17 protein-coding genes are annotated in these 14,950 nt (G+C 41.9%); 12 read left to right on the forward strand and 5 right to left on the reverse strand.

The window, feature by feature from the left end; translation table 11 throughout:
• The first annotated feature begins 2 nt into the window (after window positions 1–2).
• The 5 genes from OH461_RS14555 (at window position 3) to OH461_RS14575 (ending at window position 3,078) form a co-directional block, all read left to right on the forward strand.
• Window positions 3–773, forward strand: coding sequence for a carbon-nitrogen hydrolase family protein (locus tag OH461_RS14555; protein WP_270021296.1), 771 nt, complete (start codon window positions 3–5; stop codon window positions 771–773).
• Window positions 774–873: 100 nt separating this feature from the next.
• Window positions 874–1,410: a hypothetical protein gene (locus tag OH461_RS14560; protein WP_270021297.1), complete on the forward strand. Its 537-nt coding sequence runs from the start codon at window positions 874–876 to the stop codon at window positions 1,408–1,410.
• 20 nt (window positions 1,411–1,430) lie between these two features.
• Complete coding sequence (locus tag OH461_RS14565) at window positions 1,431–1,796, forward strand: nuclear transport factor 2 family protein (RefSeq protein WP_270021298.1); 366 nt, start codon at window positions 1,431–1,433, stop codon at window positions 1,794–1,796.
• A gap of 17 nt (window positions 1,797–1,813) precedes the next feature.
• The gene (locus tag OH461_RS14570; protein ID WP_270021299.1) at window positions 1,814–2,671 is read left to right on the forward strand and encodes a DMT family transporter; all 858 of its coding nucleotides are present in this window, start codon (window positions 1,814–1,816) and stop codon (window positions 2,669–2,671) included.
• Window positions 2,672–2,706: 35 nt separating this feature from the next.
• Complete coding sequence (locus OH461_RS14575) at window positions 2,707–3,078, forward strand: VOC family protein (RefSeq protein ID WP_270021300.1); 372 nt, start codon at window positions 2,707–2,709, stop codon at window positions 3,076–3,078.
• 51 nt (window positions 3,079–3,129) lie between these two features.
• Here OH461_RS14575 and OH461_RS14580 read toward each other — a convergent pair whose 3' ends face one another.
• Window positions 3,130–4,056, reverse strand: coding sequence for a LysR family transcriptional regulator (locus tag OH461_RS14580; protein WP_270021301.1), 927 nt, complete (start codon window positions 4,054–4,056; stop codon window positions 3,130–3,132).
• 409 nt (window positions 4,057–4,465) lie between these two features.
• Here OH461_RS14580 and OH461_RS14585 point away from each other — a divergent pair, with 409 nt between their 5' ends.
• The 3 genes from OH461_RS14585 to OH461_RS14595 all read left to right on the forward strand — a co-directional run bounded on the left by OH461_RS14585 (window position 4,466) and on the right by OH461_RS14595 (window position 7,813).
• Entirely contained in the window at window positions 4,466–5,659 is a 1,194-nt protein-coding gene (locus OH461_RS14585; protein ID WP_270021302.1) for a glycine C-acetyltransferase, read from the forward strand.
• Window positions 5,660–5,754: 95 nt separating this feature from the next.
• Window positions 5,755–6,786 (forward strand): L-threonine 3-dehydrogenase, encoded by a 1,032-nt coding sequence (gene tdh / locus OH461_RS14590; RefSeq protein WP_270021303.1) that lies wholly within the window; start codon window positions 5,755–5,757, stop codon window positions 6,784–6,786.
• A gap of 625 nt (window positions 6,787–7,411) precedes the next feature.
• Entirely contained in the window at window positions 7,412–7,813 is a 402-nt protein-coding gene (locus OH461_RS14595) for a hypothetical protein (protein WP_270021304.1), read from the forward strand.
• Window positions 7,814–7,903: 90 nt separating this feature from the next.
• Here OH461_RS14595 and OH461_RS14600 read toward each other — a convergent pair whose 3' ends face one another.
• Complete coding sequence (locus OH461_RS14600; RefSeq protein WP_270021305.1) at window positions 7,904–8,722, reverse strand: hypothetical protein; 819 nt, start codon at window positions 8,720–8,722, stop codon at window positions 7,904–7,906.
• Between the two features lie 376 nt (window positions 8,723–9,098).
• Between OH461_RS14600 and OH461_RS14605 the strand changes: the two genes are divergently transcribed.
• The 3 genes from OH461_RS14605 to OH461_RS14615 all read left to right on the forward strand — a co-directional run bounded on the left by OH461_RS14605 (window position 9,099) and on the right by OH461_RS14615 (window position 10,626).
• Window positions 9,099–9,725 carry a LysE family translocator gene (locus tag OH461_RS14605; RefSeq protein WP_270021306.1) on the forward strand — a complete coding sequence of 209 codons (627 nt, stop codon included), beginning with the start codon at window positions 9,099–9,101 and terminating at the stop codon, window positions 9,723–9,725.
• Between the two features lie 79 nt (window positions 9,726–9,804).
• Window positions 9,805–10,083, forward strand: coding sequence for a hypothetical protein (locus OH461_RS14610; RefSeq protein WP_270021307.1), 279 nt, complete (start codon window positions 9,805–9,807; stop codon window positions 10,081–10,083).
• Window positions 10,084–10,155: 72 nt separating this feature from the next.
• The gene (locus OH461_RS14615) at window positions 10,156–10,626 is read left to right on the forward strand and encodes a GNAT family N-acetyltransferase (protein WP_270021308.1); all 471 of its coding nucleotides are present in this window, start codon (window positions 10,156–10,158) and stop codon (window positions 10,624–10,626) included.
• A gap of 435 nt (window positions 10,627–11,061) precedes the next feature.
• Here OH461_RS14615 and OH461_RS14620 read toward each other — a convergent pair whose 3' ends face one another.
• The gene (locus OH461_RS14620; protein ID WP_270021309.1) at window positions 11,062–11,877 is read right to left on the reverse strand and encodes a leucine-rich repeat domain-containing protein; all 816 of its coding nucleotides are present in this window, start codon (window positions 11,875–11,877) and stop codon (window positions 11,062–11,064) included.
• A 698-nt stretch (window positions 11,878–12,575) separates the two neighbouring features.
• Complete coding sequence (locus OH461_RS14625) at window positions 12,576–12,701, reverse strand: hypothetical protein (RefSeq protein ID WP_270021310.1); 126 nt, start codon at window positions 12,699–12,701, stop codon at window positions 12,576–12,578.
• 301 nt (window positions 12,702–13,002) lie between these two features.
• Here OH461_RS14625 and OH461_RS14630 point away from each other — a divergent pair, with 301 nt between their 5' ends.
• Window positions 13,003–13,428 (forward strand): hypothetical protein, encoded by a 426-nt coding sequence (locus OH461_RS14630; RefSeq protein ID WP_270021311.1) that lies wholly within the window; start codon window positions 13,003–13,005, stop codon window positions 13,426–13,428.
• Window positions 13,429–13,502: 74 nt separating this feature from the next.
• Here the strand turns inward: OH461_RS14630 and OH461_RS14635 are convergent, their stop codons facing one another.
• The gene (locus tag OH461_RS14635; protein ID WP_270021312.1) at window positions 13,503–14,870 is read right to left on the reverse strand and encodes a hypothetical protein; all 1,368 of its coding nucleotides are present in this window, start codon (window positions 14,868–14,870) and stop codon (window positions 13,503–13,505) included.
• Window positions 14,871–14,950 lie beyond the last annotated feature (80 nt).

A 14,950-nucleotide genomic window follows, 5' to 3' on the forward strand; every position in this document is an offset into this window, starting at 1 on the left:
AGATGCACAGAAATCAGGTTTCAATCGCTTTAGCGCAAGTCCCAGTGCGTGATAGCGATGTTCAATATAATTTGAAGCAACATATCTTAGCCATTCAACAAGCCGCTGAACATGGCGCTGACTTGGTGGTTTTCCCTGAGCTCTCTTTAACGGGATATGACTTAGCAAATGCCTCCGCCAATGCACTAGATAAAAGGTCTGATGAAATTCGCCAATTGTCAGAGCTTGTTGTGGCGAAGCAAATTATCGCCATGGTCGGTTGCCCAGTAAAAAATCCCGTTGGTAAGCCATATATATCGATGGCGATATGTTTGCCGACCGGAGAAGTCGAGTTCTATTCGAAGCAGTATCTGCATGCAGGTGAAGAAAGCCATGTAAGTTCTGGGCTGAGTAATGGTTTTTTACGTTTGAATGGCTACAAATTGGCCCTGTCTATATGCGCTGACTTTTCTGAACCAGAGCATGCAAAAGATGCTCATGACGCGGAAGCTGATCTTTATATTTCCAGTGCGCTGATTTCACCCAACGGTTACGAGTCGGATAGCGCAATTTTGTCGACCATGGCTCAGCGCTATCAAATGCCAGTCATGCTCGCCAACCACATCGGTCAAACGGGTGGATGGGACACCGCAGGTAAAAGTGCTATGTGGGATCAAAATGGCGAGCAAGTCGCTTGCGCGAATAACCAACAAACGCAGCTGTTGATATGCCAAATTGAAGGGACACTGGTAGAGAGCAAATCGATAGAACTGCAACTGGAAGGTGCACAGTGATGCAAGTTGTTTTAGGAAACTAAAACCATTTGTAAGGTCATGTAAGGTAAGCTTTAAAAATAATAAAACAGTGTTCATAATTTATTGAAAGGAGAGAGTTATGAACATTAAATTATCGAAGCCGTTGATTGTCTTGTTACTGGTTTGCTTTCAGGTTGGTTGTGTTGTTTACCCAACTAAGCGGAGTTATTACCAACCCATACCATTCGACAACCAAACTAAAGTGAAAAGCCAGAGTTGTGGTTACCACAAAGCGGCTGAAGATGGCCTGATGAGCGTTTGGCCTCAGAATGAAGTGCGAATATATCCAGATAACGATTTTACTTCGCCACTAAGCTTTATGGTTGTGGTTGATGGTTTAAGCGATCAGCAACAATGGCATGAGTTTGATTTTGAGCTAAAGGATGCTCAGGGCACACTTTGGCAACCAAACTCGACAACGCTGAGCCATATTATGAGCGAAGATGCATCCTTTAAAGTTTGGATCAACGTGGAATTCTCAATTCAACAGCAGATTGAGAATCCGGCTCTGAAAAACATCGAGTTTAAGTTACATAAATATGAGAAGTTGATCGAAAGCTATCATTTTGAGTTCAAGCAAGTGTCTGATATCTATTACAGTTCGATAAATTGCTAAGACGAGAAAGGAGTTTGTCGATGGAAATAGAGCAAGTAAGGCTAGCAGAGTTAGAATTAAAACGCGCAATGTTGGAATCTGATGTTCAAGCATTACAAGGGATATTGGCAGATGATCTCATGTTTGTCAGTCATACAGGACAGGTGATTAGCAAACAACAAGACATTGCCGCTCATGAGCTAGGTTTGATCGACATTACTAACATCCATACATCACAAGTGACGATTAAGCCTCTAAATCATGGCGCAGTCGTGCATGCAAAGGTTGATATGGAAGGCATGTTTGATGGGCAACAGTCGAACGGTACGTTCATGTTTACTCGCTTGTGGCTCCAAGTAGAAAACCAATTGAAAGTGATCGCGGCGCACAGCTCTGCTGTAAACTAAATCACTCAAGGGTAGTCATGGTTAATAAAGCCGTAGCATGGATGCTAGGGGCGCTGCTGTCATTTTGTCTAATGGCAGTAGCAGCTCGAGAGTTGTCTTCGTCTCTCGATACTTTTCAAGTCTTATTCTTCCGCAGTGCAACAGGCCTTTTGGTGGTGTTGTCGATTTTGTTTTTTACTCGGCGTTGGACTGAGGTAAAAACAGAACGTTGGTTTTTACATTTATCTCGTAATGTGGTTCACCTTGCTGGGCAATATGGATGGTTTCTTGCCATTGCTTTGCTGCCGTTGGCAGAAGTGTTTGCGTTAGAATTTACCGTCCCTTTATGGACAGCAGTATTAGCCTTTCTGCTATTGAAAGAGAAGCTAACCGTTAGAAAGATAGCGGCAATTGCTTTTGGCTTTGCTGGGGTAGTTGTTATCGTCCAACCGGGGTTTGAAAGTATTAACCACGGTACCATGATTATGTTGGCAGCAGCGGTTGGATATTCCCTTGCCCATGTCGCGACCAAGTCTTTATCCCAAACAGAATCTCCTCTCAGCATTATCTTTTACATGAGCTTAATTCAATTACCTATTGCAGGAGCTCTAGCCGCTTCTGACTGGCAGTGGCCTCAGGATTACCAATGGGGATGGCTAGGGATTATTGGTGTTACCTCATTGAGTGCTCATTATTGTATCTCTTCAGCGATGAAGTATGCAGATGCGACCGTTGTTGTCACAATGGACTTTCTAAGGCTTCCTGCAATAGCGGTGGTTGGAGCTGTCGCTTATGGGGAAAAAATAGAAGTCGCTCTAATTATCGGTGCACTACTGATGTTAGCAGGAAACCTTATCAATACGTTTAAGCCAAGAAATGCTAAGTTAAATGAATAATTTATTCACTTAACTGTATGTATATATGAGGTTTTATGATTCTTAATCATGTGTCGCTGGGTGTGAGTCAATTTGAGAAATCAGTAGCGTTTTACGACTCTGTATTGGCAACCTTATCGGTGAATAGGACGCACACTATTGAAGGTGAAGCCGCTTGTTATGGTGACCAGTTCGAATTTTGGATTGGGTGCTCTTGCCAAACTTCTTCTACGGCAGGGAGTGGCGTACATATTGCCTTTAATGCAACAAGTGAACAATCTGTAGTGGCGTTCTATACAAAAGCGTTGGAAATGGGTGGTCAGTGTGCGGGAGAACCGGGGTTACGAGAACATTATGCACCGGGTTATTTTGCCGCTTACGTGCTTGATCTCGATGGCAACAAGCTTGAAGCTGTAGTGCAACTTTAGTTTTGGTGTAGATAATAAGCGCTCAGCTATTACTAAGCGCTTGTTGATTTGTTAAGCCTTAACGAGCTTGTGAACTAGATGTTCAAGCGCAAAATCTATAAATGCTCGCATTCTTGCTGGCATATATTGAGTTTGCGCGTACTGCATAGCAATCGAGCCATGATAGTTACTTTTGATGGTCCAATCGGGTAAGACCGCGACTACTTCTTCGTTAGCAAGAGAGTCTGCAATCACGAAGTCGTGAAAGATACCAATACCTAAACCATTTTTAACCCCAGTCAAACGCATTTGCGAGTGGTTGACGGCGTATCGGCCTGACACGCTCACAGAGTGGTATTCATCGTCTTTAAAAAAGTCCCATATATTGTCTTTTTCTGTCTCTGCCAGATACAAACAGTCATGCAGCATTAATTCTGTAGGGTGCTTTGGCATGCCAAACTTTTCGATATAATTCGGGCTGGCACACAGTCTTAAGTGCGTTTGACCTATCTCTCGTAAAACCAAGTTTTCATCGGGTTTATCGGTGAGTTTAAACGCCACATCAATCCCTTCTCTAAGCAGGTCGATTTGACCATCAGCGACGCGTAATCTCAGCTGTATCTCAGGAAATTGATTTAAAAATGGAATTACTAAAGGTTGTAATACCGAATTTAGGAACGCTTCAGGCGCGGCAACCGTTAATGACCCCGATGCCTCGGTATGATCGCTGGTGGATATTTCAACGGCTTGTTGCGCCGCGTTTACCATCAATACCGCTTGGTCGAACACTTTTTTCCCCGCAGGTGTAATCACAAGTTTGCGCGTTGTTCGCTCAAACAATTTTACTGATAGCGACTTTTCTAGTCGGGTAATCAGTTTACTCAGTGCAGAAGGGGTGACATTGAGCTTCTTTGCCGCAGCGGTAAAACTGCCTTCATTCACAACGAGAATGAATGAAGCAAGGTCGGGTAACAGTGTAATTAACTTAGTGTTGATCATATTTTTTAATATAGTGATATATATGAAAATAAAGGATTTTTGAGATTTAGCTCTCTGTTTGCAACGCTTTCGAGCGGTATGGTTAGCGCACTTAAACAAGAGAGGAGACCAAAAATGCCTTATGCAAATATCTTGTTCGACCTTTGGTCGATACTCGAAAACATTACCTTAGTCACAATCGCTATTTTTATCTTGGCAAGTGTGAACTTGGTCCTTGCTGACCGTAAGTAAATCTTATTTGTGCCTGAGATTCAATAATGTTTTTCCACCTCGTGGGATAATTCAAATCCTCATCCTAGATTACACTTAGTCCATAGTGGTTTTTCTTGTTAGAGCAGCAGGAAAAACCAAAGTGCTTGGCTTAGATTCAAGTGCTGACATAAAGATAATAACTAGGAAGGAATTTGAAATGTCTTCTGCATTTTACCAACAGATCCAACAGCAAATCGAAGATGTAAAAGCTGAAGGTCTGTATAAGTCTGAACGCGTAATCACTTCGCAGCAACAAGCGGCTGTTAAAATCTCTACTGGTCAAGAAGTACTTAACTTTTGTGCCAATAACTACTTAGGTCTAGCTAACCACCCTGCGTTGATTGAAGCGGGCAAAGCGGGTATGGATGAACATGGCTTTGGTATGGCTTCTGTTCGTTTTATCTGTGGTACGCAAGATATTCATAAAGAGCTTGAAGTTAAGCTTTCACAATTCCTTGGTAAAGAAGATACGATTCTTTACACCTCATGTTTTGATGCAAATGCGGGTCTATTCGAGACCATTTTGGGCAAAGAAGACGCGATCATTTCAGATGCATTGAACCACGCTTCAATCATTGACGGTGTTCGCCTATGTAAAGCAATGCGTTTCCGTTATGCAAACAACAATATGGAAGAGCTAGAGCAGCAACTGATCGCCGCAAAAGAAGCGGGTGCTCGCCATACTCTTATTGTTACTGACGGTGTGTTCTCTATGGATGGCGTGGTAGCAAACCTACCAGCTATTTGTGACTTGGCTGACAAATACGGCGCACTAGTGATGGTTGATGACTCTCACGCAGTGGGCTTTATGGGCAAAACAGGCGCTGGTACGCATGAGTTCCACGATGTAGTTGACCGTATCGATATCATCACGGGTACACTTGGTAAAGCAATGGGCGGCGCTTCAGGCGGTTACACTTCTGGTAAGAAAGAAGTGATTGACTGGCTTCGTCAACGCTCTCGTCCGTACTTGTTCTCTAACTCAGTTGCACCAGCAATTGTTAATGCGTCTATCCGCGTATTGGATCTTCTTCAAGAAAGCGGCGACCTACGTGACCAGCTATGGGAAAACGCGGCTCACTTCCGTACTCGCATGGAAGATGCGGGTTTCACTATGGGCGGCGCAGATCACGCGATCATTCCAATCATGCTTGGCGATGCAAAAGTAGCGGCTGAGTTTGCTGAACGCGCGCTAGAGAAAGGCATTTATGTCGTGGGCTTCTCGTTCCCGGTTGTGCCAAAAGGCCAAGCTCGTATCCGTACTCAAATGTCTGCGGCTCATTCTCGTGAACAACTTGATTTCGCTATCGATGCCTTTATCCAAGTGGGTAAGGACATGGGCATTATCTAATCTGTTGCTCCGCTTACCTCTATGTAAGCGGAGTGTTTTGAACATTGTATAGATTTTTCAGTGCCAACCTTATGCGCTGATATGTGGTAAAGAATATGAAAATCAAAGCACTATCTAAGTTAAAGCCTGAAGAAGGCATTTGGATGACGGAAGTAGATAAGCCAGAAATGGGTCACAACGACCTGCTTATCCGCATTAAGAAAACCGCTATCTGTGGTACAGACGTTCATATCTACAACTGGGATGAATGGTCACAAAAGACGATTCCTGTACCTATGGTTGTAGGCCATGAATACGTGGGTGAAGTAGTTGGCATCGGCCAAGAAGTTCGCGGTTTTGAAATCGGCGATCGCGTATCGGGTGAAGGTCATATTACTTGTGGTCATTGTCGTAACTGCCGTGGTGGTCGTACTCACCTTTGTCGTAACACCATTGGTGTTGGTGTAAACCGTACCGGTTCTTTCTCTGAATACTTAGTGATCCCTGCATTCAACGCATTTAAGATCCCAGAAGGCATTTCAGATGACCTAGCGTCAATCTTTGACCCGTTTGGTAACGCAGTACATACGGCTCTTTCTTTCGACCTTGTGGGTGAAGATGTGCTAATCACTGGTGCTGGCCCAATTGGTATCATGGCAGCAGCGGTAGCTAAACACGTAGGCGCACGTCACGTTGTTATCACTGACGTAAACGAATACCGTTTAGACCTTGCTCGTAAGATGGGCGTGACTCGCGCAGTCAACGTTGCAGAGCAAAAGCTTGAAGACGTTATGGCTGAGCTTGGTATGACAGAAGGCTTTGATGTTGGTTTAGAGATGTCTGGTAACCCATCAGCGTTTAACTCTATGCTGCAAACCATGAACCACGGTGGTCGCATCGCTCTTCTAGGTATTCCACCATCAGATATGGGCATCGACTGGAACCAAGTGATCTTCAAAGGCCTAGTAATTAAAGGCATTTACGGTCGTGAGATGTTCGAAACTTGGTACAAGATGGCAAGCCTTATCCAATCAGGTCTAGATCTAACGCCAATTATCACTCACCACTTCAAAGTTGATGACTTCCAAAAAGGCTTCGATGCTATGCGTAGCGGGGCTTCTGGTAAAGTTATCCTTGATTGGGAGTAGGGTGAATTTAGGTTAAGAGGGCTTACTTCTGTTAATACGAATACTCACTATTCGATGAGCGAAATGGCAAGACTAACCCTACGTTACACCTATAAATGCCCAAGATAATCGAACGACGCCTCAATTGAGATTGATGCGTCGTTTTTTATTGGGTACAAGTATTATTCGATTTAATAGATGGTTACTTTGGAAGTCATGGATGCCGTTCTTAAAAAATTCTATTTAATACATAATTCTTTTATTCATTTTTCTCTAAATGGTAGTTTATAAAATAGATGATTTTAATTGATTAATTATAATATATTGCATGGTTAATAGTAATATACCTACAAGTTTTATTGTATTTTCCTCAAAGAGAAATTAAGTGAGGGTCTAATGCTTACTTAATTTCTTTTGCTCTTATATTTAACATAGTATGCCTTGGCGTCAGCTGGCTTAGAGGATGGCATTCACATCAATCAGGAAATATTAGTCAGTGCAGATACATCATGTTTCTTACTCGTTTCAACAAGCGTATGACGTGGATACGAAGTTTTTGATTTGACGATATAATTTATTGATATTTAACATTATATCTTGTATTTTTATTTCCTTTGCATATGAATGTATTACCATAGGATTTTAAATGAAAAATATCATGAAATTAAGCGCAGTGGCTATGACGTTGGCATTAGTAGGTTGTGGTGGTGTTGATACTGATTACCCTACTGATGGCTCTATTCAAGAACGTTGTCAATTCTTAGCAGATACTAAAATTGAAGTGACTCGCCTAATTGTTGAAGATAAAGATGTGGATGCAGCCGTTGAGATGGCAAAAGAAATCTCTGATAGCACACCAAGAGGCACTGAGGACAAAGTAGCTAACAAGGTACTGAGAGATTTTAGTGATGTAACACCTAAGAAATTAGAAAGAATGCTAACTCAGATAGATAAGCACCCTGAGAAAGCAGAAAAAATCATCGAAGAAATTAATAACAAAGAAGAGACTGAGAAAGCTATTCAAACTTGTGTTGAACGTTATAAGTAATGTTTAGTCTGAACTGATACCGCTAAGTGTATTATTTTAAATAGGGCCGAGTACACCTCGGCCCTATTTTTTTAATGTGAGCGGAAGGGATTATTTAGCCTTCTGTTGAGCGTCAAACTCTTTGAAGAACTGATTGTACGATTTAACATCGTATTCCTTTGCCGGTCGAGTAAACTCAAGAGCGCTAGGTTTACGTTCGGTGAAGTTGTAAAGAACGAATTTTTTATCAGAGATAATGTCGACGCCCATTAGATTTGAACCGCTCGATAGCATGTAGAGATCAACGTTCTTGTTAATGTCGTAATTGAAGTTTTCTTTATGGTATTTTTGTGCCTTTTGCACTTTCTCATACAAACGAGATTCTAGAGCACCTAGATTGCGATAATCAAAGAAAGAGATAACATCAGCGTTAGATACTGTACCGTGCTTACTGTAGGTCTCAAAGCCAATCACATTTTTACCGTTAGACTTGATGAATGCTCTCTCAATGTCATCATCAACGTTTTGCATGAGGTTGTATTCTTTCATGTGCTCAAAAGTTTCTTCTTGAGTGAGGTTCTCGCTAATAACCTTATTCTTAAATACTTTGTAAGAAACACTGCGGGACTCATCCCAAATCTTCGAAGCAACGCTATATTCTGTTCTTAAGCCTGCTTCTCTTAGATTGTCCATTCGCTTTTCAGTTATTTCTCTGTCGCCAGGGTATATTACGACGAACTTAGGGTTGCGTTCGAATATTTCAAGTGGCGTCGGACGTTGCTTAAAATTAACGTCCCACTGACCAAAGAAGTAATTGCTATCAAATGTGTCCGTCTTGATTCCTTGGTTTGTAGAGTACATGTTGGCAAATGAGGGAAGTGATACCGCACTTAGAGTAAGGGCAAGAATGGTTTTCGGTAGTTTAATCATTTCTCTTTCCGTGAGGGTTTAATCTAGCGAAACATTATATGTTAATTATAAGGAGGGTCATCGCCATCATGCCAATCTTTAGTGATATGAATCACATCTAGTATTATTTTCATCGAACCATATTGCCGAAATTAAGAACTTTATAAATTTTAAATTATCTAAAAGGCTCAGTTAAGCTAATTGGTTATTCTACTAATTATGAATAGGAAGCGTATCGTGTATTTTAGCGTATAGAGTGATTTGATGAATAACGCTATGAAGCATTTGGTATTAATTGACTCTTGTATATACGGTGTAATTGGGGGAAGGTATGTGATTAGCCATACTCACTACTTAACCGGCGTTAGCTCTTAGAATCATACAAAAAGGAGGTGTTATGTTTCCATTAGAGGTGTTTGCTACCTATACATTGGCTTGTTTACTGTTAGTTATTTCGCCGGGGCCTGATAATTTGCTCGCCATCGGTCGCGGTTTAAGTCAAGGTCGGCTAGCAGCAGTAATGTCAGGGATGTCTTCTGGAGCGGGTATCTTGTTTCATGTCGTCGCCGCTACCTTCGGGTTAACTCTTCTAATTCAAACCTCTGAAGTGGCATTTTACGTTGTAAAACTCGTTGGTGCTGCTTACTTGATATGGCTAGGTTTGAAAGTACTTCGTTCGAGAAATCTGTTCTCATTGGAACCAGCGAAAAAACAGTCTCTGAAAGTTATCTTCTCAACTGGTTTTTTATCAGCCGCACTTAACCCGAAGCCAGGTATGTTTGTTCTTGCCTTTGTGCCTCAATTTGTAAACCCAAGCTTAGGGTCAGTGACAACTCAAATGATCGGTTATGGAGTGTGGTTTGCGGTATTAACGGCAGTTGGCTTTAGTTTAATGGGTGTTTTCTCGTCTCAACTGTCTGAGTGGTTTAGAAACAAACCTAGACTGGTGTCGGGGTTAAATATTGGTGCAGGAATTACATTCGTTTCTTCTGGGTTAGCAGTGGCGTTTATGAAGCAGCGATAGTTTAAGTGCTAACAATACATTTAAGAGTGATTCACGACGGTTGTCGCTTTCATTACCAGCAATGGGTTAGGGAATACGTATGAATGATAAGGATTTTGGGTACTGGAACGAGGTTAGAAAGCAGGGATTTCTCGTCTGGGCTTTTAAAAGTACAGCGGTAATGGCATCTGCTTTTATAGTGTTTAATATCTTGTTTAACTACCCGTCCTCAGACGCAGAAAGCGTATTAATGTACGTAAAAGCTCATGTTGTGGAATACTTAATTTTTCCATGTTTAATGCTGTTTGTTAACTGGGGTATTTGGTTACATAGAGAAAGTAAGTTTAAGGCCGAGCTACAACGAAGAAATGCCGAATAACAAGGCGCTTAAGGCAGACTAATGGTGCTTACTACTTAATGCGACGTTATCAGAATAAGGAAAATTCGGAATATGGAAATTAAAATAGATGATTTGTCGGGCGGTGAGGTGATTAAGCTTCTCGAAGAGCACTTAGCAGATATGCATGCCACTTCTCCTCCAGAAAGTGTTCATGCTCTAGACGTTGATGCATTGAAATCATCGGACATTACATTTTTCAGTGGCTGGGTCGGTGGAGAGCTACAAGGTTGTCTTGCGGTAAAACAACTAACCCCTGTTCACATTGAATTGAAATCAATGAGAACGTCTAGCTCTTCTCGTAAATCAGGCGTTGCCACAAAGCTTCTAACTCATGCTTTGAATTCAGCTATCGATAACGGTTTTGAGCAAGTTAGCCTAGAAACAGGCACTCAAGAATTTTTCCAACCAGCTCGAAACCTCTATGAGAAATTTGGGTTCACATATTGTGAGCCGTTTGCTGATTATGAAGTCGATCCACATAGTTACTTTATGACAAGGGAGCTGTTAGAAAAATTCGTATAATAAGCGTTTAAGATGGATTCGCAACGTTTGGCACTTTTGGGTTGGTTGAGCTTTAGTATTTGCGGCAGAATGATTTACGTTAGGTGTTCGGTATCAGGTATGTTGATGCTAATTAAAGAGAGCTTTCATAGCGGTTTGACGCCATGGTTACTGAGCTACGGCTGCCAATTAAATGAAAGCATGCTTCCTGACAGCCGTCCCATGTTTCTCGCTCTTGTCAGTCTAAGAGAGTTTCATGCTCAACGCATTTTCGCCAAGTGAGACTCGATCTGATCAAGCAACAAGTCAATATTAAACTAACCTTCACCATCAGCGAGCCGCACTTAGTTGTTGCTTATATTGAATCCACATATACACCTTTGCTAATTCCACTGTATTGAACGCTTGAACAGAGGGATATGGGATACCGGGCATAAGCAATAGCACTCTGAGCGCTTACAAGTCTCCAAACGCTTCTAGAAACTCTTCATCTGTCATTTCTTTTGGTGGTTTTTTCTCACCAAAGGCTCTTATTGGTCTACCAATTCGTGGATTGCCAATAAAGGCGTCACGGCCGATATAAGTGATGTTTTTACTCATTAACACCTGAGTGATGGCATTGTTGGCAAAGGCTTCCCTACCAATTTCGGTTAATGAGTCTGGTAGATTTAACTCTTTAATAGCGTTGTTGGCAAAGGCGTAGTCGTCAATGATCGACACTGACTTACCTAGAGTAAGCTGCTCAATAGTGTTATCGCGAAATGCACCTTCAACAATTTCAGTCACGGAATCTGAGATATCCACTTGGGTGAGGGCGTTTTCCGCGAAGGCATCGTAACCGATGCGCTTAACAGCGCTTGGGATGGCGATTTGTTTTAAGGCATTGCGCTGAAAGGCACCTTCTCCAATATGTGTAATAGTGTTAGGAAGGACAACGCTTACAAGCTGATTTTCTGGTGTGGTATCTTCATCAATATCTTCCACTTCTGAAAAAGCGTAATCTGAGATCTCAGTAACGGCAATGCCAGCAAAATTGTCCGGGATAATAATGTGCTGATGGTTGCCCGTGTAGGCATCAATGCTGCCTTGCGTTTTATCAAAAGATACATCATTTAATGTGAGTATATGCGACTGACTCATGGTCAATTCCCCTTTGTTTGTATTAGGCGCTGTGACTTCTGTTATTTGTTGAGCTGAGCTTTCTGAAAGCCCGAGGAACATGGCGGCTGCAACTACAATTAATTGCGGAGATAAGCGGGTGTTAGTGATCATTCCTCTATCCAATATAAGGGCGCACAATCGTAGAATTGGCCAACAAGTGTCATACCCATAAGCAATATAGTCAATAGCTTTTAGGCGATACGGCGTTTACTTAGACGCAGAAGCTATGGATTATCGCCACCGCCTTACTTTAATGTTTTTATCCTATAACTAACTTCGGTTCTTAATGTGCTAAATGGCTTATGACCCAAACAAGGTAAAGCCCTACTAGATAGGGTTCAAACAAGTTTCGCTGTTCTTGATAGGAGAGCGACAATTTGTTCCCGCCGCAGGGCCTACTCGAATCCTAGAAGTGATGAATTACATCCTAGATATGGCTGAACGTTTTACGTTATCAGATAGGCAAGATAAAAGTTATTCGAAAGCAAAAAAAGCCCAGTCGCTATGCGACCAGGCCTTCTAACATCTGATAACTTACAAGCACTATTTGAAAGGAGCGATTTTAGTATCAAACCGTGTAATAAATATAGGGAAACTACATATATCCAGTCCCATTAGCTATTGAGGTAAAACAAACCACCTAAAATTGCTAGGTTGATGATCCAATTAATGGTCCTGTTGTAGGCGAAATAGTGGATGGTAGACTGGCTCTCGTTGTCTTCCACGAACTCTTTTTCTGCCATCTCATCGCTTGAGTGCATCTCGTCTTAACGTGTATAGCGTATTGATATTGATTCAATTATTTGCGGTTACTCTTCAGCAACGAGCTCGATTTCTACATTGCCAATTAAATCTTGGATAGTGATGGTTACTTGCTCAATCGTTATGTTGCGCCGCGCATAAATAAACAAGCTAGTGGCACTATCCCTGTACATGAATACACCATCTAGAATGTCTTCTTACATTAATCTCGTTGTATGTGTGTGAAGTTACTTATAAAGATTGAGCTTACCCAGTGAAAGTTTATGTACGATGTTGAGCATGGTGTTAGATTCTCTTTAATTAAATGGAATTGAAGGGACTAGCATGATTTTTGAGGTAAAGCTGAAGCATGTACGTAAAGCCTTTGAGGATGAGGGCGCAGGGAAGGCATACTTCAATCTGTCGTTATTAGACGGCTGCGCAATGATGGGCGCAACCAATTGGTGCGTCTTTAATAAATGACCCGCAGTGAGTATGAACGTATTAATTGTTAAAAATGCACTTTTTACACTCGCCATTACTATTGGGTTAGTTTGGCTTGTCTCTTGGGGCGATTTTCGAAAAACGGCTGTTGAATACCCGTTGGATTATCTTTTTCTGGGAGGCGTGGTGAGCCTGTCGATCTATTTATCATCTTACACGGTACTCGACCTGCAAAGAGAGCCATGGCAAAAATCTGCGGTGATGTATTTTGTTTTCTATATGAGTGTATTTGGCCTTTTTATTGATGGGCAAATGGGGTGGACGCATAGCGTAAGTGTGTTTGATAAATTGATAATGGCAGGGCTCTATATTGCGATCGCGTTTGTTTCTATCATCGTTCCTTTGGTTATTGGTGCGATTGCGGCTTTACAAGCGTATGCGCTGTCCATTTCGGTGGAAAACAGAATAAGGCCTTAAACTGGGAACTGGCGTTACGTTCAATAAGAAACAGGCCACGCAAGGTGGCCTGAGAAATGAGCGATGATTCTTACTTAGTACAACGAATCGCGTAGTGCTTTTTCAATGTCAGTAAACTTGCGATGGCTTACGTTGATTGAAGAACGACGATCAATAGGTAGTTCGACCACGTCTAGCTCTTGTTTCGCGAGCTTTTCTTCAGACTCTAGCTTCCAGCCATAAACCATTCTCATTGTGTCACCGTCGATGGTGTAGAGGATAGCCGCTGCTGAAGATGCGTCATAATCAAACTCTTTGTTTAGATTAACGTCTTCTGTCGAGTAGCTGATATCGATGTTATTAACGAACTCATCTTTAATCGCTTTGATCTTTTCTTGCACTTTGTAGTTGCTAGCAATCGTTGAATCAAGCACTTGCCAGTCATCATAGCCAATTGATTTTTTGTCATTGATACGGGCAATCTGGTCATTGAGTGATTTTACTTTGTACTCAGCATTGCGAATGGTGCGCGTGTTGTACTGACCGAATTTGTTTTCCGCGATAATTTTTTGATCTTTCAGGTTTTTCTCAGCGGTTTTAAGCTCACCATAAAGACCAGAAGATCTGCGCCAACTGTTTTCGCCTAGCTTCTCTTTAAGCTGAACATTCACTGTTACACCTTCTTTAATCGCATTCAAGCCAGCTTCGCTTGTTAGGCTTTCGTGTGGGTGGTTGATGTAGTAACAAGTGTTGTTCATGATCCAGCTTTTCGCGTAGCCATCACGACATTGGCCATTGCTGTTCACTTTACCATGGCGGTAGCGCAGCATGTTCGAGTTGTCGTTATATTTACGAATAGGTAGTTCACGGTCAACAATCTCTTTGTTGTATGCAACCATTGCGGGTTGGCTTAGGCCGTTAAATTTAGCTTTTGTTTCTTCGATTGCTTTCTTAGCGGTTTCCACTTTTAGCTGATAAGGCTTTAGGTGAGCAGTGTGTTGGTCAAAGATGAGGTAATCTTTTTCGGCACTGGCACGTACAGCCGCAAGATCACCATTGAGCTTGTTGATTTGCTCTTGTTTACGAGCTTTTAAGATGTTGTTTAGATCAGTCGTGATCTGCGCAGAGTTGGCATAAATGTCTTCAACATCCGATTTAATGCTTGAATCTAACGCCGCCAATTGTTTATTGAATGCTTCGGTATCGAACGTTAGTACGCCTTCGTTTTCGGTGGTGAACTCACGGTACTGAGAGAAGTCTCTCAGCGCAGAGAGTACTTTGCGGTTTTTCTTCGCTTCATCTACCGATTCTTGGCTAACGTAAATCATGCCAAGTGATAAGCCTTCTTTATCTAGCTCACGCTGAATTTGATCGGTTTGACCAGTGATTTTGGCGCTACTTGGTACGTCTGAACAGCCGCTAAGCGCAAGGATTGCTGAGCTAACTAATACGAACTTCTTCATTATTTTTGTTCCGTTATGTATTGAGAATGGTCGTAAGTATGTCAGTTTCAAAGGTGCGAACAATGAACGAAAATTAGCGA

It is taken from the genome of Vibrio sp. LaRot3, assembly GCF_027587025.1.
Lineage (GTDB): Bacteria > Pseudomonadota > Gammaproteobacteria > Enterobacterales > Vibrionaceae > Vibrio.